This window comes from Stenotrophomonas hibiscicola ATCC 19867 (assembly GCF_000382065.1).
Classification (GTDB): domain Bacteria; phylum Pseudomonadota; class Gammaproteobacteria; order Xanthomonadales; family Xanthomonadaceae; genus Stenotrophomonas; species Stenotrophomonas hibiscicola.
The window spans coordinates 365237-381677 of sequence record NZ_KB907501.1 but is presented as its reverse complement, the minus strand read 5'-3'; the positions used below and the strand labels follow the sequence as shown (position 1 = coordinate 381677).

Genomic DNA, 16441 nt, shown 5'->3' with positions numbered 1-16441 from the left:
AACCGAAGCGGCGCTCACGCGTTGTCGATGGTGACCCCGAGCGAGGAACCGTACCCTGTGCTGGTGAGCAGCCCCGTCCCCCCGAGCGCCGAGACCGATGCCCCGCCGGCATCGCTGGAGGCGTTCCTGGCCAGCGTCGGCCCGCGTGCGTTCCGCTTCGCCGAGGCCGGCCTGCGCCAGCGCGAAGACGCCATGGATGCGGTGCAGGACGCGCTCATGCGCATGCTGGACTACGCCGACAAGCCGGCGGCCGAATGGGCACCGCTGTTCTGGAGCATCCTGCGCCGGCGCGTGATCGACGTGCAGCGCCGGCGCCGCTTCCGCCTGCCGTTCTGGCGCGACAACCAAGACGCGGAAGGCGGCGGGATCGACTGGGCCGATCCCGGCCCCGACCCGGCACAGGCGCATGAACAGCGCCAGCAGTACCAGCAGCTGGTGGACGCGTTGCGCCGCCTGCCCGCCCGCCAGCGCGAGGCCTTCACCCTGCGCGTGCTGCAGGACCTGGACGGGGCCACCACTGCCCGCGCCATGGGCTGCAGCGAAGGCGCGGTAAAAACCCATCTGGCACGCGCCCGGCAGGCGCTGCAGGATTATCTGGAGATCCACCCGTGAAACGCTCCCTGCCTTCCGACGACACCCTGCGCAGCCTGCATGCGCAGTCGCTGCAGGCGCTGTCGCCTGCAACGTTGGCCCGGCTGCGCCACGCTCGCCACGGCGCCACGGCCGCCCACCGGGGGCGCTGGCGCTGGTGGCTGGCCAGTGCGTGCTCGCTGGTGGTGGCGCTGGGAATAGGCCTGCAGTTCACCGGCCATGGCACGCTGACGGGCCCTGCGCCGGCACCTGTGCTTGCCGCGGTGGAAGACAACAGCGCGCTCTACGACGAAAATCCCGATCTGTACCTGTGGCTGGGCGATACCGACCTGGCGATGGAGTGAATCATGCCCCGACTGCACACCCTGCCCCTGCTGATGACCCTGTTGCTGCTGCCGGCCGTCCCGGCGGTGGCGCAGAGCGCCGCGCCCGCCCCTGCCGCACGCCCTGCGCCGGCCGCACCGCTGCCGGCCTGGGAACAGTTGAGTGAAGCGCAGCGGGAGTCCCTGCTGGCGCCGCTACGCGACCGCTGGAACAGCGCCGATGCCGGCCAGCGCCAGCGCATGCTCTCGCACGGCCAGCGCTGGCAATCGATGAGTCCGGAAGAGCGCGACAAGGCCCGCCGCGGCCTGCGCCGCTTCGAGCACATGAGCCCGGAACAGCGCGAGCAGGCCCGCGCCCTGTTCGGCCAGATGCGGGGGCTGCCCCCCGCGCAGCGCGATGCCCTGCGCGAGCGCTGGTCACAGATGACGCCGGAACAGCGCAAGGACTGGGTGCGCGACAACCCGCCGCCGGCGAAGCCCCGGTAAGGCCAGATTCAATCCTCTGTAGCGCCGAGCCCACGCCCGGCTGCTTCATCGCGTCTGCGCAAGCCGAGCATGGGCTCGGCTCTACAGCATGCAGGTCAGGTCACGCCTGCCAGCGCGTCTTGGCCAGCAACTCGTCTTCCCAGTCGAAACCGAGCTGCCCTTCGCGCACGAACAGCGCGACGAAGTTGAGCAGGTTGCGCGCATACATCTCGCTGGCCTGGGTCGCGCCGCGGCTGGCCAGGCCCAGTGGGCCATCAATGGTCACGCCCTGGTGTTCGATGCACTGCCCCGGCTGGGTCAGAGCGCAGTTGCCACCGCTCTCGGCAGCCAGATCCACGATCACGCTGCCAGCAGCCATGCCCTCCACCATTGCCGCAGTCACGATCGTCGGCGCCGGTCGCCCCGGCACCGCTGCGGTGCAGATCACCACATCCACGCTGCGCAGGTGGTCGGCCAGCCGGCGCTGCTGCTCGGCGCGCTCCTCATCACTCAGTGCGCGCGCATAACCGCCCTCGCCGGCCGCACTCACGCCAAGATCGAGGAAGCGTGCACCCAGTGACTGGATCTGCTCGCGGGTTTCCGGGCGCACGTCGAAGCCTTCCACCTGTGCACCGAGGCGGCGCGCGGTGGCAATGGCCTGCAGGCCCGCCACGCCGGCACCGATCACCAGCACCTTGGCCGGGCGCACAGTGCCGGCGGCGGTGGTCAGCATCGGGAAGAAACGCGGTGCACGTTCTGCAGCGATCAGCGCCGCCTTGTAGCCGGCCATGCCGGCCTGCGAACTGAGTACATCCATCGCCTGCGCACGGGTGGTGCGCGGCAGCTGCTGCAGCGGGAACAGCTGCAGGCGACCATCGGTCGCCAGCGCGGCCAGCGCCGGATCGCTGGCCGGGGCCAGCAGGCCGACCACGCTGGCGCCGGGCTTGAGCTGTTCCAGCACCGCCGCAGGGGGGGCCTGCACGCACAGCAGGATGTCGATCTCGGCCCAGCGGCCCGCGTCGAAGACGCGTGCACCGGCATCGTCATAGGCGGCGTCGGTGAAACCAGCGGCCAAACCCGCGCCCGCCTCATACCAGACGGCAATGCCCATGGCCCCGAGCTTGCGCGCGGTTTCCGGCGTCAGCGCCACGCGCCGTTCGCCCGGCGCGGTCTCCTTGATCCCCAGCAACGCCACGGCCATGCAGGTCCCCGCTGATCGGTGAGTTTTCCCGATCCTAGCAGGCGGCCACGGCTCAGTGCAGCGTTGCGCTGCCCGGGTCCAGCCGATCGATCACACCCTGCATCGCGCTGTCGAAGGCGCCATCGTCAACGTGGGCACGCAGGCGGCCCAGCCGCACCATCACCGCCAGTTCTTCCGGCGAGGCCACGCAGAAGCGCACGCCCCGACGGTTGACGAACAACAGACGCGAGGAAATCGGGCTGACCCAGGACAGCTTGCCGGCCTGGACCTTGCCGTCCTTGTCGACGAAATCCAGCCAGTTGCCGATTTCCATGCGGCGGAAGCGGTCGGCATCGGCGTTGTCGAAATCGTCGGCGTCGATCTGCCCGCCGAGCTCGACCGCTGGCGATTCAGCCACCGGCGGTACCGGCAACGCAACCTGCGGCAGCTCCGGCAGCGCGCGCTGCAGCTCCGGCCGCGATTCGGCAATGCCCTGCAAGGTGTCATGCAGGGCATCAATGGCGCCGGTGGCGGCATCACCGTGCACGCCAACGCTGCCGAACACCTTGGCCAGCGCCGGCTGCCAGGCCTGCAGCCATGGCTTGCCGACGATCTGGCGGCGCGCCTCGGCCACTTCCTCCAGCAGGCCGTCGGCCAGGCTCAGTGCCTCGGCCACCGACGCGCCCTCCTCGCCCTCGCGCAGCAGGGCCAGGGTCAGGTGGTGCTGCCACGGCTGGCGCAGGAACTCGGCGATGGCCGGCGGCAGGGAGGCATCGCCGATGCGACGGTCCAGTTCGGCACCTGCCCGGCTGCGGGCCATTTCCAGCTTTTCCTGGCCACGCTGCGTTTCGGCGGCGCGCCGCTCGGCGATTTCCACGCGGCGGCGGTGCTGCACGAGGAACTCGCGGAATTCCTCTTCCAGGGTCAGGAAGATCGCCAGGTTCTCGTTGAACTCGGCCACCAGCCGTTCGATGATCTCCTCGACCTTGGCCATCAGCATGCGCTCGGCCTGGCTCTCGCCGGTGTTGCCCTCGCAGGCCTCCGCCAGCGAGTTGAGCAGCTTGCGCGCCGGATGGGTCTTCTGCACGAACATCCGGCGGTCGAGCATCGCCACCTTGACGAAGGGCACCACCAGGCGGCCGATCAGCTCGCGCGAGCGGCCTTCCAGTTCGCGCTCGTCCAGCATCACGTCGAACAGCATGCCCACCAGGTCGATCGCATCCTCGTCCTGCGGGTCCAGCCGGGTCTGGCCCGGATCGACGCCCAGCCGGGTCGCGCTGGACAGTACTTCACTCTTCAACCGCTGCGCCAGGGATTCGCCGTCCTCGCCGATGGCCGCGCGCAGGGTGGCGCTGGGCGTGGCCTGCAGCAGTGACAGCACCGACATCATCTCGCGCTGGCTCAACGGGCGATGCTGGCCGACCGCGACCTGCGCGGCCGAGGTGGCATCCTCGCGAACGTGACGGGTCTGCTGCAGCAGCTCATGCAGGGCCTCCAGCAGCATGCCCTGCTGGCCGGCATACGCCTCGCCGTTGCCGGCATCGTCGCCCCCGAGATGCTGCTGCATGTGGCCACGGCGCTCGGACCAGCGCGCGGCAAAGCGCTGCGCCCAGGCCGGCGCGGCCTGCTCATCATCGCTGAACTCGGATTCCAAGCCCGCCGCGTGGCGCGGCTCGACCAGATCATCCGCCCCCGCCGCCATGCGCGGGTCGGGCGCGGCCGACAATGGACGCCGCGGGGCCCCCACCTGCGACATCACGCCAGCGGCGGCCAGCTGCTCGTCCAGCTTCTCGTAGATGCGGCCCACCGGCGCGCGCAGGTCGCGCTCGCACAGCTTGATCAGCACCAGGTGCACTTCCGGCGCCAGCTCGCAGCCGGCAAAGGCCTCGTGGATGGCCACGCCCAGGTGTTCGGGGCTGACCGGGTTGTGGTCGGCATCCAGCTCGGCGCCGCCGATCAGGCGGCCCAGGCGCTGGTCCAGCCGCGCCAGCACCGGCTTGAAGTCGCGCAGCAGCACGGTGGCGAAATTGCGCACCGCCAGCCGCGATTCCAGTACATGTTCGGCCAGCAGGCTCAGGCCATCTTCGGCAGGACCGGACAGGGTCGCCTCGGCCGACAGCGGCTCGCCGCTGGCGAGCGCGTCCCAAGCCCGCTGCAGATGGCCGGCGAAGGCACCGGCGATGTCCTCGCGGCGGCGGCGCAGTTCACGCATCGCATCCAGGAACAGCAGCTGCGACGAACCGGCATTGCCGGCGCGGTCGAACAGTGCGTCGTCGAAACGCGCCAGTGCGGCCCCGAAAACCTGGCACAGCGCGGGCAGGACCATGTCCCGGGCACGCTGCAACTGGACCGGGTCACGACCCGGCGATCCCATCGGTGTGGGCGCGCTCATCATTCGGGAAGGCTCCCCACCTTCTCTGGTACGACAGTCAGCATGGACATCGCGGCGGCCGGCACACCCCATGTACCGGTACGTCGATGGTAGGCCGGCCAGCCCGTCACGGACAGTGAAACAGTCCTCACTTCAAACCTCATGACCGGCGGCCCGGCAAGATGGATATCGTAAGCCGTGCAAGGCCCACGAGGCGAGAGCAGGCGGCCGTCCCTTTCCCGCCAGTGGCATGATGTTCATCACAGTTTGGTATTCAGGGGCTGGACGCGACCCAGACGGCGTCTTCGACCACCCCGACTATAATCAAATGCCCGTGATGACCGGTTCAGACTCCATGCCCGACCCCACTGCCCTGCTTGCCCTGGATGCCCGCCGCTCGGTGCCCTCGCGGCAATTGGGCGAGCCCGGCCCGGACCCGGCAACCCTGCAGCGCATGCTGGCCTCGGCCGTACGCGTGCCCGACCACGGCAAGCGGGTACCGTTCCGCTTCCTGAAGATCGCCGGCGATGCACGTCACACTCTGGGCAACTTCCTGGCCGAGCGCAGCCGCCAGCGCGACCCGCATGCCGGCGAGGCGGTATTCGAGAAGGACCGCCAGCGTTTCAGTCATGCCCCGCTGGTGATCGTGGTGGTGGCCAGCCCGCGACCGGACCCGAAGGTCCCCGAACAGGAGCAGCTGATGACCGCCGGCTGCGTCTGCTTCGCCCTGCTGCAGGCCGCACAGGCGCTGGGCTTCGGCGCGCAGTGGCTGACCGCCTGGATGGCCTTCGACCCCGCCGTGCACGCCTACCTGGGCCTGGCCGAGGGCGAGAGCGTCGCCGGTTTCATCCATATCGGTACGCCGAAGGCCGCCGTGCCCGAGCGCGAGCGTCCGGACCCGGCCGCGCTGCTGCGCGACTGGACGCCGCCGGCATGAGCCTGCCGGCACCGCCGCCTTCGCTGTACCTTGTCGATGCCAGCATCTACGTGTTCCGCGCCTGGCACTCGCTGCCGGACCAGTTCCAGGACGCGCAGGGCTGGCCGACCAATGCCGTGCACGGTTTCGCCCGCTTCCTGCTGGACCTGCTCGAGCGCGAGCGCCCGCAGCACATCGCCATCGCCTTCGATGAAGCGCTGGACAGCGGCTTCCGCCACCGCCTGTACCCGGCCTACAAGGCCAACCGTGATCCGGCACCGGAAGCACTCAAGCGGCAGTTCGTGCACTGCAAGGCGTTATGCGCGGCGTTGGGCCTGGCGGTGCTGGCGCACCACGAATACGAGGCCGACGACCTGATCGGCAGCGCCCTGCACGTTCACCGCAGCAGCCATCGCGGCGTGATCATCTCCGCCGACAAGGACCTGTCGCAGCTGCTGGCCGACCATGACGAGCAGTGGGACTATGCGCGCAACCAGCGCTGGAACGTGGCCGGGGTGAAAGCGCGGCACGGCGTGCACGCGCACCAGATTGCCGACTACCTGGCGCTGTGCGGCGATGCGGTGGACAACATTCCCGGTATCAGTGGCGTGGGCAGCAAGTCCGCCGCCGTGCTGCTGGCCCATTTCGGCAGCATGGATGCACTGTACGAACGCCTGGACGAAGTGCCGTTCCTGCGCCTGCGCGGCGCGGCCCAGATGGCGGTGCGCCTGCGCGAGCAGCGCGAGCATGCCCGGCTCTGGCGCCAGCTGACCACCATCGCGCTGGACGCGCCGCTGGAAGGCAGCCAACCCGGCTTGCTGCGCCAGGCGGCCGACCCGGAACTGCTCGGCGGCCTGTGCCAGACCCTTCGATTCGGCCCGATGACCCGCCGCCGGCTGTTCGATGCCGCTGGCGTGGCCGACCCTCTTCCCACCCACAGCGAGCCCGCATGAGCCAGCGCAATACCGAAGCCCCGCGTGTCGTCTATGAAGGCAAGTACCAGCGCATGGTCGTGCGCGGTACCTGGGAATACAGCGAACGCACCCACGCCGGCGGCCTGGCGGCGATCATCATCGCCGTCACCCCGGAGGACAAGGTGCTGTTCGTCGAACAGTTCCGTGTACCGCTGCAGGCCCCCACCATCGAGATGCCGGCCGGCCTGGTCGGCGACATCCACGCCGGCGAATCGATTGAAGTCTCGGCCGTGCGCGAGCTCGAGGAAGAAACCGGCTGGACCGCCGATCACGCCGAAGTGCTGCTGATCGGCCCGACCTCTTCCGGCGCCAGCAGCGAGAAGATCGCCTTCGTGCGCGCCACCGGCCTGCGCCGGATCGGCGAAGGGGGTGGCGACGACAGCGAGGACATCATCGTCCACGAGATTCCGCGCAGTGAGGCAGCGGCCTGGCTGGTGCAGAAGATGGGCGAAGGCTACGAGCTGGACGCCAAGCTCTGGGCCGGGCTGTGGATGATCGAGCATCACCTGGACGGACGCCCGCGTGGCTGACGCCGACCTGCATGCGCTGCCGGCGCTGCTCGGCGCCGACGACCCGGCGATCTACACCCTCCACCGGCCGCAGGGCGCGTCGCCGTACCTGCTGCTGGCCGACCACGCCGGCCAGCAGGTGCCGCGTGCCCTCGCAGGCCTGGGCTTGCCGCAGGCCGAACTGGACCGCCATATCGGCTGGGACATCGGCATTGCCGGCACCACTCGTGCACTGGCCGAACGGCTGGATGCCTGGGCGATCGAACAGACCTATTCGCGGCTGCTGATCGACTGCAACCGCCCACTGGCCTCGCCCACGCTGATTCCGGAGGTGAGCGACCACACCGTGGTGCCCGGCAATGCCGCGCTGTCGGCGGCGCAGCGGCAGCAGCGCATCAATGCGATCCACGCACCGTACCACGCCCGCATCGATGCGGAACTGGACGCGCGCCGCGCTGCCGGCCGCCCCACCCTGCTGGTGATGATGCACAGCTTCACCCCTGTGATGAACGGCGCGCAGCGACCGTGGCACGCCGGCGTGCTGTACCACCAGGACACGCGCTTTGCGCATGCCCTGCTGCAGGCACTGCGCGATGAAGGCGACCTGGTGGTCGGTGACAACGAACCGTATTCGGTCAGCAGTACCAGCGACTACGCGGTACCGGTGCATGGCGAAGGGCGCGGCCTGGTGCACGTGGAACTGGAGATCCGCCAGGACCTGATCGCCGATGCCGCCGGGCAGCAGGCGTGGGCAGAGCGGCTGGCGCGGATCTTCAGCGCGTTGCAGCCGCAGTTGCTGGCGCTGGGTTGAATGCGCGTGGATCCATTCCGGATCGGTAGTGCCGGCCGCTGGCCGGAAACCTCAGGGTAGTTGGATCAATGTGTTTGCCGGCCAGCGGCCGGCACTGCCCAGGCGCGGCACATCCACCCACGGCAGCGCCTTCAATCATGCCTCGTTGGCCGGGCAGACGGTGGCGGCCGATTCGGCCGGCGCCGGGCGCAGGCCCAGCGCGATCACCACGCCGAACAGTGAAAACAAGGCGGCACCGTATTCGGCGCGCACCAGCCCGGCCAGTGCACTCGGCGAACCGGCTGCACCCGCATGGGCATTGGCCACCATCACCAGCACCGCCAGGCCCAGCGCACCACCGATCTGCTGCGCGGTCGCCGCCATGCCAGATGCAACACCCTGCTGTGCGGACGGCACGCCCTGCCCGGCCACGATCCACATCGAGGTCCAGGTCATGCCCTGGCCGATGCTCAGCACTACCACGCCGGGCAGCAGCGGCCAGAAGTTCGAGGCGTGCGGGAGTGTTGCTGCGGCCCAGGCGATGCCAACGGCACCGGCCAGCTGGCCGAGCACCAGCACCTTGCGTGCACTCCAGCGCTTCAGCGCCCACTCCGCCAGCTGGATGCCGACCGTGCACACCGCCGTCGCCGGCAGGAAAGCCAGGCCGGCCTGCAGCGGGCTCCAGCCGTAGCCGTCCTGGAAGTACAGCGCCATGAAGTAGTACTGCACTCCATAGCTGCTCATGAAGGCGAAGGTCAGGCCCAGTGCCGCGCGCAGTCCGGGCAGCCGCAGCAACGCGAACTGCATCAGCGGATCGCGGCTGCGCTGTTCGATCTGCACGAACGCCACCAGCAGCAGCACCGACAGCAGCAGGCAGCCCAGCGTGGCCGGCGCAGTCCAGCCCCACTCCGGCCCTTGCACGAGGGTAGTGACCAGCAGACTGCCGCCGGCAGTGACGGTGAGGCAACCGGCCAGATCGAAGGAACGGCCCTGCAGACGCGGGCCATCGGCCGGCAACCACGCGCCCGCAGCGACCGCGCAGGTGGTGGCCAGTGGCACGATCACTGCCAGCACCGCCGGCCAGCCGAACGCTTGGGTCAGCACGCCACCGAGCAGCGTGCCCAGCGCCAGACCCACCGCGCTGGCCATGCTCCAGATCGCAAGTGCGCGGTTGCGCACCGGACCTTCCGCATACAACGTGTTGATCAGCGCCAGCGTGGCCGGGAACAGCAGTGCCGCGCCGATGCCCTGCGCCGCACGCGCGATGATCAGCAGGGTGGCGTTCGGCGCCAGCGCGCCGAGCAGCGACGCCAGTGCGAACAGCAGCATGCCCAGCCGGTAGAAGCGGCGACGGCCGATCAGGTCGGCGGCACGGCCACCCAGCAGCAGGCTGCCGCCGAAGGCCACGGTGTAGGCACTGACGACCCATTGCAGCTGCTGTGCGTTGATCTGCAGCGCGCGCCCCATGTCGTGCAGGGCGACGAAGATGATGGTGGCATCCAGGGCGATGATCAGCTGGGCGGTGGCCAGCAGGGCCAGCGCCCAGCGCGGGTACTTGAGGGGAGGCATCGACGGTCCGGTGCTGTGGGGGAGCGCAGTCTCATTGATGCAGAGCTATCAATAAACCCCTTTCCAGCCATATCTGTCATGATTTTCAGCATGAATGGAACCTCGATGGACCTCAATGCCGTGCGCATGCTGGTGCAGGTGGCCGAAGCACGCAGTTTCACCGTCGCCGCCGGGCAGCTGGGCCTGAGCCAGTCAGGCCTGTCGCGCGCGATCAGTCGGCTGGAGGCCACGCTGGGGGTGAAGCTGCTGCAGCGAAACACCCGCAACGTGGCACTGACCCCGGATGGTCGTCAGTTCGTCGATCAGGTCGCTCCGCTGCTGTGCGGTCTCGAGGACGCCGAACGCCAGTTGGCCGACCGTCCGTGCACACCCTCGGGCACTCTGAAGATCAGTGCGCCCTCGATGTTCGGGCGCAAGGTGCTGGTACCGCTGCTGGGGTCGATGCTGCAGCAGCACCCGCATCTGCAGGTGGAAGCCGTGCTCAACGACCGCCTGGTCGATCTGGTCGAGGAAGGCTTCGATGCCGCGCTGCGCACCGGGGTCATCGCCGACCAGCGCATCGTCGCGCGCCCGCTGCGTCCGCTGCGCTGGGTGACGGTGGCCAGCCCCGCGTATCTGGCCCGCTGTGGCGCACCGGACGATGTGGCGGCGTTGCAGGGCCACGCGTGCCTGGCGGTGCGCAACCTGCGCAGTGGCCGGCTGGTGGACTGGCAGTTCCTGCAGGACGGGCAACTGCGTGAGGTCACACCGCCGACGCGGATGGTGTTCGACAGCGGCGATCCGCTGGTGGAAGCGGCCATCGCCGGTATCGGCATCGTGCAGGTGATGGATTTCGCCGTGGCCGACGCGCTGGCCGACCGCCGGTTGCAACGCGTGCTGCAGCCGTTCGAGGGCCGCAGCCGTGCGCTGTCGCTGATCTACCCGCCGTCGCGCCAGCACTCGCCGAAGCTGCAGGTGCTGGCCGACGCGTTGCTGGCCGGGGACTGGTAAATCCACGCCATGCGTGGATGGGGGTTGGCAGCGTCGGGCCATGCCCGGCGCTACCGGTGAGGCGTTGCCGGCCAGCGACCGGCACTACCGATCAGGCGAAGCTATCGGTGGCGCGCACCAGTGCGTCCACGTTCTCGGCCTCGAACGCCGAATGGCCCGAAGCCGGGGTGATTTCCAGCTTCGCCTTCGGCCACACCTTGGTCAGGTCCCAGGCGTTGGCCAGCGGGCAGACCACGTCGTAGCGGCCGTGCACGATCACGCCCGGAATGTCGGCGATGCGGTGTGCGTCGCGCAGCAGCTGGTCTTCCACCTCGAAGAAGCCGCCGTTGACGAAGTAGTGGTTCTCGATGCGGGCAAACGCCAGCGCGAAATGCGGGTCTTCGTGGCTGTTGATGAAGTCATCATCGACGTGCAGGAAGCTGGTCGCGCCTTCCCACACCGCCCACGCCTTGGCCGCTTCCAGGCGGGTGGTCTCGTCTTCGCTGGTCAGGCGGCGGTGGAAGGCCGAGATAAGGTCATGACGCTCCACCAGCGGAATCGGCTTGAGGTAGTGCTCCCACGCATCCGGGAACAGGCGGTTGGCGCCTTCCTGGTAGAACCATTCCAGCTCCCAGCGACGCAGCATGAAGATGCCGCGCAGGACCAGTTCGGTCACGCGCTGCGGATGGGTCTCGGCATAGGCCAGCGCCAGGGTCGAGCCCCAGCTGCCACCGAACACCTGCCAGCGATCGACCTTCAGGTGCTCGCGCAGCTTCTCGATATCGGCGACGAGGTCCCAGGTGGTGTTGTCCACCAGGTCCGCGTGCGGGGTGGAACGGCCGGCACCGCGCTGGTCGAACAGGATGATGCGGTACTTGGACGGATCGTGGAACTGGCGCATCTTGTCGCTGCAGCCGCCACCCGGGCCACCATGCAGCATCACCACCGGCTTGCCTTCCGGGTTGCCGCACTGTTCGAAGTACAGCGTGTGGCGGTCGTCGACCTTCAGGGTGCCGACGTCGTAGGGGGTGATGGCGGGGTACAGCGTACGCATGCTTGCAGCTCCAGGGTGATGCCCTGCCGGGGCAGGAGAACCTCCATTCTAGGCCGGACGCCGGCCCAGGGTGATGCGGTCGCGCTGCTCCAGGTCCTGCACGGTCTGCACCTCGGTAAAACCCGCCGCGTCGAACAGCGCGCGGATCGCCTCGCCCTGGTCCCAACCGTGCTCGATCAGCAGCCAACCATCAGGCAGCAGGTGGGCCTGGCCACCGTCGACGATGCGGCGGATGTCATCCAGGCCATCCGGACCCGAGGCCAGCGCGGTGGCCGGTTCGAAGCGCAGGTCACCCTGTTCCAGGTGCGGGTCGTCGCTGGCGATGTACGGTGGGTTGCTGGCAATCAGGTCGAAACGCGCGCCCTGCAGCGGCGCATACCAGTCGTGCCCGCCCTCGGCGAAGCGCACGTTGCGCAGTTCATGGCGCGCGGCGTTGCGCCTGGCCACGGCGAGCGCGCCCGGGCTGGCATCGGTGGCCAGCACCTGCGCCTGCGGCCGCTCGCTGGCCAGCGCCAAGGCGATCGCACCGCTGCCGGTGCCGAGGTCGGCCACCTGCAGGTCGCGATTGGCCGGCAGGCGCTCGAGCGCCAGTTCCACCAGCAGCTCGGTTTCCGGGCGCGGAATCAGCGTGGCCGGGTCGACCTCCAGGTCCAGCGTCCAGAAACCGCGGCGGCCGGTCAGGTAGGCCACCGGCTCACCGGCCACGCGGCGGGCCAGCAACGCCTCGAAGGCGGCCTGGTCATTGGCGGCCAGCGGATCGGTGGCATGGGCGAACAGCCAGCTGCGTGGGCGCTCCAGTACATGCAGCAGCAGCAGTTCGGCTTCGTGGCGGGCGTCGACACCGCCCAAGCGGGCACTGGCGTCAGCTACGACCTGACGCAGGGTGGGTTGGGCTTGAAAGGACATGCTGCAATTGTAGAGCCGAGCCTGTGCTCGGCTGCTTCTGGAGCAGCCGAGCACAGGCTCGGCTCTACAAAACCGGAATCCGTTCAGGTTCCGCCGGATGGGATAAGGAGGGGCTATCAGCCCTCTTCACACGTCCCGGTCGATTTTCCTTGTCACACAAGCAGTTGCAGGATGGGAGCGGCAGGGTTCAGTGCCTGCTCATGGCCATTTGATAGACTCCATCTATCAAATAGATGCAATCAATGGATTGTTCTTATCGCGAGCGAATGGGTAACCTAGCTCCTGTCGATTCACCCACTCCCCTTCACCAAGAGGAAAAATGATGTCCCTCATCAATACCCAGATCCAGCCGTTCGAAGCCAACGCCTACCACAACGGCGAGTTCATCAAGGTTTCCGACGCCAGCCTGAAGGGCCAGTGGTCCGTCCTGATCTTCATGCCGGCCGCCTTCACCTTCAACTGCCCGACCGAGATCGAAGACGCCGCTGACCATTACGCCGAGTTCAAGAAGGCCGGCGCCGAGGTCTACATCGTCACCACCGACACCCACTTCTCGCACAAGGTGTGGCACGAGACCTCGCCGGCCGTCGGCAAGGCCCAGTTCCCGCTGGTCGGCGACCCGACCCACCAGCTGACCCGCGCCTTCGGCGTGCACATTGAAGAAGAAGGCCTGGCCCTGCGCGGCACCTTCATCATCAACCCGGAAGGCGTGATCAAGACCCTGGAGATCCACTCCAACGAGATCGCCCGTGACGTGTCCGAGACCCTGCGCAAGCTGAAGGCTGCCCAGTTCACCGCCGCCAACCCGAACCAGGTCTGCCCGGCCAAGTGGAAGGAAGGCGAGAAGACCCTGACCCCGTCGCTGGACCTGGTCGGCAAGATCTAAAGCAGTACCGGCCTGCCGTGGCCCCACGCCACGGCGCGCCCTTCATCCCCGTGCCGGTCCCCCCGCCGGCGTGGGGGTGAACCCAAGACAGCCAACGCGCGCCCGCCTTGGCCAGCCAGCCCCTTCCACGGTCGCTGTCTTGGGTTCACCCCTACCCCCTGCTGGTCCGCTACCTTCTACAGCGGTGCCACGCCCCCTGTTTGCCTGAAGCCAGGAGATGACCCGATGTTGGACGCCAACCTGCAGTCGCAGCTGAAGACCTATCTGGAGCGCGTGACCCGCCCGATCCAGATCACCGCGCACGCCGACGACGGCGCCAAGTCGCAGGAAATGCTGGACCTGCTGCAGACCCTGGAGAGCCTGTCGGACAAGATCTCGCTGCAGGTGCTGCGCGATGGGCAGGGCCGCGTGCCGTCCTTCGACCTGGGCACCCCGGGCCAGGACATCCACCTGACCTTCGCCGGCCTGCCGATGGGCCACGAGTTCACCTCGCTGGTGCTGGCGCTGCTCCAGGTGGGCGGTCATCCGTCCAAGGCCACCGCCGAGCTGATCGAGCAGGTGCAGAACCTGGAAGGCGACTACCGGTTCGAAACCTACTTCTCGCTGTCCTGCCAGAACTGCCCGGACGTGGTCCAGGCGCTGAACCTGGCCGCAGTGCTCAACCCGCGCATCCAGCACGTGGCCATCGATGGCGCCCTGTTCCAGGACGAAGTCGAGAAGCGTGAGATCATGTCGGTGCCGACCGTGTATCTCAACGGTGAAGTGTTCGACCAGGGCCGCATGACCCTGGAGCAGATCGTGGCCAAGCTGGACACCAATGCCGGCAAGCGCGATGCCGAGAAGATCGCCGCCAAGGACGCCTTCGACGTGCTGGTGGTGGGCGGTGGCCCGGCCGGTGCGGCAGCGGCGATCTACGCCGCGCGCAAGGGCATCCGCACCGGCATCGCCGCCGAGCGCTTCGGTGGCCAGGTGCTGGACACCATGGCCATCGAGAACTTCATTTCGGTGAAGGAGACCGAGGGCCCGAAGCTGGCCACGGCGCTGGAACAGCACGTGCGCGAGTACGACGTGGACATCATGAACCTGCAGCGTGCCAGCGCGCTGGTGCCGGCCGGCGAAGACGGCCTGGTGCAGGTGCAGCTGGAGAACGGTGCGGTGCTCAAGTCCCGTTCGGTGATCCTGTCCACCGGCGCACGCTGGCGGCAGATGAACGTGCCGGGCGAAGACCAGTACCGCAACAAGGGCGTGGCCTACTGCCCGCACTGCGATGGCCCACTGTTCAAGGGCAAGCGCGTGGCGGTGATCGGCGGCGGCAATTCCGGCGTGGAAGCGGCCATCGATCTGGCCGGCATCGTGTCGCATGTAACCCTTCTGGAGTTCGATTCCAGCCTGCGTGCCGACGAAGTGCTGCAGAAGAAGCTGCGCAGCCTGGCCAACGTGACGGTGCTGACCAGCGCACAGACCACCGAAGTGCTGGGCGACGGCAGCAAGGTCACCGGCCTGGTGTACAAGGACCGCATCGGCGGCGATGCCCACCGCGTCGAGCTGGAAGGCATCTTCGTGCAGATCGGCCTGCTGCCCAACACCGAGTGGCTGAAGGATGTGGTGGCGCTTTCGCCGCGCGGCGAGATCGTCATCGATGAGCGCGGCCAGACCAACCTGCCGGGCGTGTTCGCCGCTGGCGATTGCACGACGGTGCCCTACAAGCAGATCATCATCGCCATGGGCGCCGGCTCGACCGCCGCACTGAGTGCGTTCGACCACCTGATCCGCTCGTCGGTGAGCAACAGCAGCGGTGCCGTTGCTGAAGCAGCCTGATCCACCGTTCCCAGATCACCGGGAACATTGTCTGCCTGTCGGGTAACCACGCCGTCAGCCGGTCCGTTACCCCTGGGGTGTAAGGATGAACCTACGTGATCTGAAGTACCTGGTAGCCCTGGCCGACCACAAGCATTTCGGCCGGGCTGCCGCCGCCTGCTTCGTCAGCCAGCCCACGCTGTCGACGCAGATCCGCAAGCTGGAAGAAGAGCTGGGCCTGCCGCTGGTGGAACGCGCACCGCGCAAGGTGATGCTGACCCCGGCCGGTCAGGAAGCGGCGGCACGGGCGCGGGTGATCGTGTCCGAAGTGGAACAGCTGAAGGAAGCGGCGCGACGCAGCCGCGATCCGGAAGCCGGCACGGTGCGCCTGGGCATCTTCCCGACCCTCGGCCCGTACCTGCTGCCGCATGTGATCCCGCGCATCCGCGAGCGCTTCCCGGAGCTGGAACTGCTGCTGGTCGAGGAGAAGAGCGACGTGCTGCTGGACCGCCTGCGCGAAGGCAAGCTCGACGCCGCACTGCTGGCCCTGCCGGTGATCGACGACCAGCTGCATGCCGAATTCCTGTTCGAGGAGCCGTTCCTGCTGGCTGTCTCCGGGCGCCACCCGTTGGCCCGTCGCGAACATCTGGACGTGCAGGAACTGGCGACGCAGAAGCTGCTGCTGCTGGAAGACGGGCATTGCCTGCGCGACCAGGCGCTGGAAGTCTGCCGCCTGTTCGGCGCCAATGAGAAGTCCGAATTCCGCGCCACCAGCCTGGAAACGCTGCGGCAGATGGTCGCCGCCGACGTCGGCATCACCCTGCTGCCAAGTCTGTCCGTGCAGCCGCCGGTGCCGCGCTCGAACAACATCCGCCTGCTCGATTTCACCGGCGAGGGCCGTCCCAGCCGCCGCATCGCCATGATCTGGCGTCGCAGCTCGGCCATGAACGACTTCCTGATGGAGCTGGCCGACCAGTTCAAGCGCCTGCCGCAGGCGCTGTTCACCTTGGATGCGCTGAACGCCACGTCCGATGCGGCATCCCTGCCCGGCCCGGCGCTGAACGGCTGAACCCCTGCAGCATCGGCCCGGAATCGGCAGGAGTCGATTCCGGCCGCATTTGTCCCCACAATACAGACAGGC

The 16441-nt window shown here is 68.3% G+C and carries 16 protein-coding genes; 11 read left to right on the top strand and 5 right to left on the bottom strand.

Going from position 1 to position 16441, the window contains the following annotated elements:
- The first annotated feature begins 27 nt into the window (after positions 1–27).
- Genes G370_RS0113900 through G370_RS0113890 form a run of 3 tightly spaced genes read left to right on the top strand, consistent with a single transcriptional unit; the run spans position 28 to position 1400 of the window.
- Entirely contained in the window at positions 28–612 is a 585-nt protein-coding gene (locus tag G370_RS0113900) for an RNA polymerase sigma factor (protein ID WP_019661149.1), read from the top strand.
- Complete coding sequence (locus tag G370_RS0113895) at positions 609–935, top strand: hypothetical protein (protein ID WP_019661148.1); 327 nt, start codon at positions 609–611, stop codon at positions 933–935. Before G370_RS0113900 ends, G370_RS0113895 begins: the two co-directional genes overlap by 4 nt.
- 3 nt (positions 936–938) lie before the next feature.
- Positions 939–1400 (top strand): DUF3106 domain-containing protein, encoded by a 462-nt coding sequence (locus G370_RS0113890; protein ID WP_019661147.1) that lies wholly within the window; start codon positions 939–941, stop codon positions 1398–1400.
- A 100-nt stretch (positions 1401–1500) separates the two neighbouring features.
- Here the strand turns inward: G370_RS0113890 and G370_RS0113885 are convergent, their stop codons facing one another.
- Positions 1501–2580, bottom strand: a complete 1080-nt coding sequence (locus tag G370_RS0113885; protein ID WP_019661146.1) for an NAD(P) transhydrogenase subunit alpha — start codon at positions 2578–2580, stop codon at positions 1501–1503.
- 52 nt (positions 2581–2632) lie between these two features.
- The gene (locus G370_RS0113880; protein ID WP_019661145.1) at positions 2633–4954 is read right to left on the bottom strand and encodes a DUF1631 domain-containing protein; all 2322 of its coding nucleotides are present in this window, start codon (positions 4952–4954) and stop codon (positions 2633–2635) included.
- A gap of 331 nt (positions 4955–5285) precedes the next feature.
- Between G370_RS0113880 and G370_RS0113875 the strand changes: the two genes are divergently transcribed.
- The 4 genes from G370_RS0113875 to G370_RS0113860 are packed head-to-tail and all read left to right on the top strand — an operon-like array spanning position 5286 to position 8140.
- Positions 5286–5867 (top strand): nitroreductase family protein, encoded by a 582-nt coding sequence (locus G370_RS0113875; protein ID WP_026347148.1) that lies wholly within the window; start codon positions 5286–5288, stop codon positions 5865–5867.
- Positions 5864–6799, top strand: coding sequence for a 5'-3' exonuclease (locus G370_RS0113870; protein WP_019661143.1), 936 nt, complete (start codon positions 5864–5866; stop codon positions 6797–6799). Before G370_RS0113875 ends, G370_RS0113870 begins: the two co-directional genes overlap by 4 nt.
- On the top strand, positions 6796–7350 hold the full coding sequence (locus G370_RS0113865) for an NUDIX hydrolase (RefSeq protein WP_019661142.1): 555 nt from the start codon (positions 6796–6798) through the stop codon (positions 7348–7350). The genes G370_RS0113870 and G370_RS0113865 overlap by 4 nt, the downstream gene beginning before the upstream one ends.
- Positions 7343–8140, top strand: a complete 798-nt coding sequence (locus tag G370_RS0113860) for an N-formylglutamate amidohydrolase (protein ID WP_019661141.1) — start codon at positions 7343–7345, stop codon at positions 8138–8140. Before G370_RS0113865 ends, G370_RS0113860 begins: the two co-directional genes overlap by 8 nt.
- Before the next feature lie 135 nt (positions 8141–8275).
- Here G370_RS0113860 and G370_RS0113855 read toward each other — a convergent pair whose 3' ends face one another.
- On the bottom strand, positions 8276–9688 hold the full coding sequence (locus G370_RS0113855; RefSeq protein WP_019661140.1) for an MFS transporter: 1413 nt from the start codon (positions 9686–9688) through the stop codon (positions 8276–8278).
- 105 nt (positions 9689–9793) lie between these two features.
- Here G370_RS0113855 and G370_RS0113850 point away from each other — a divergent pair, with 105 nt between their 5' ends.
- On the top strand, positions 9794–10678 hold the full coding sequence (locus tag G370_RS0113850) for a LysR family transcriptional regulator (RefSeq protein WP_019661139.1): 885 nt from the start codon (positions 9794–9796) through the stop codon (positions 10676–10678).
- 91 nt (positions 10679–10769) lie between these two features.
- On the opposite strand, the gene pip is transcribed toward G370_RS0113850, so the two are convergent.
- Both pip and prmC read right to left on the bottom strand, forming a co-directional pair.
- Complete coding sequence (gene pip / locus G370_RS0113845; protein ID WP_019661138.1) at positions 10770–11711, bottom strand: prolyl aminopeptidase; 942 nt, start codon at positions 11709–11711, stop codon at positions 10770–10772.
- A 48-nt stretch (positions 11712–11759) separates the two neighbouring features.
- Positions 11760–12617: a peptide chain release factor N(5)-glutamine methyltransferase gene (gene prmC, locus G370_RS0113840; protein WP_019661137.1), complete on the bottom strand. Its 858-nt coding sequence runs from the start codon at positions 12615–12617 to the stop codon at positions 11760–11762.
- A gap of 322 nt (positions 12618–12939) precedes the next feature.
- Here prmC and ahpC point away from each other — a divergent pair, with 322 nt between their 5' ends.
- The 3 genes from ahpC (at position 12940) to G370_RS0113825 (ending at position 16369) form a co-directional block, all read left to right on the top strand.
- Positions 12940–13503, top strand: coding sequence for an alkyl hydroperoxide reductase subunit C (gene ahpC / locus G370_RS0113835; protein ID WP_005415368.1), 564 nt, complete (start codon positions 12940–12942; stop codon positions 13501–13503).
- Positions 13504–13728: 225 nt separating this feature from the next.
- A complete protein-coding gene (ahpF, locus tag G370_RS0113830) occupies positions 13729–15321 on the top strand; it encodes an alkyl hydroperoxide reductase subunit F (protein ID WP_019661136.1) in 1593 nt (530 codons plus the stop codon).
- Positions 15322–15406: 85 nt separating this feature from the next.
- A complete protein-coding gene (locus tag G370_RS0113825; protein ID WP_019661135.1) occupies positions 15407–16369 on the top strand; it encodes a LysR substrate-binding domain-containing protein in 963 nt (320 codons plus the stop codon).
- Positions 16370–16441 lie beyond the last annotated feature (72 nt).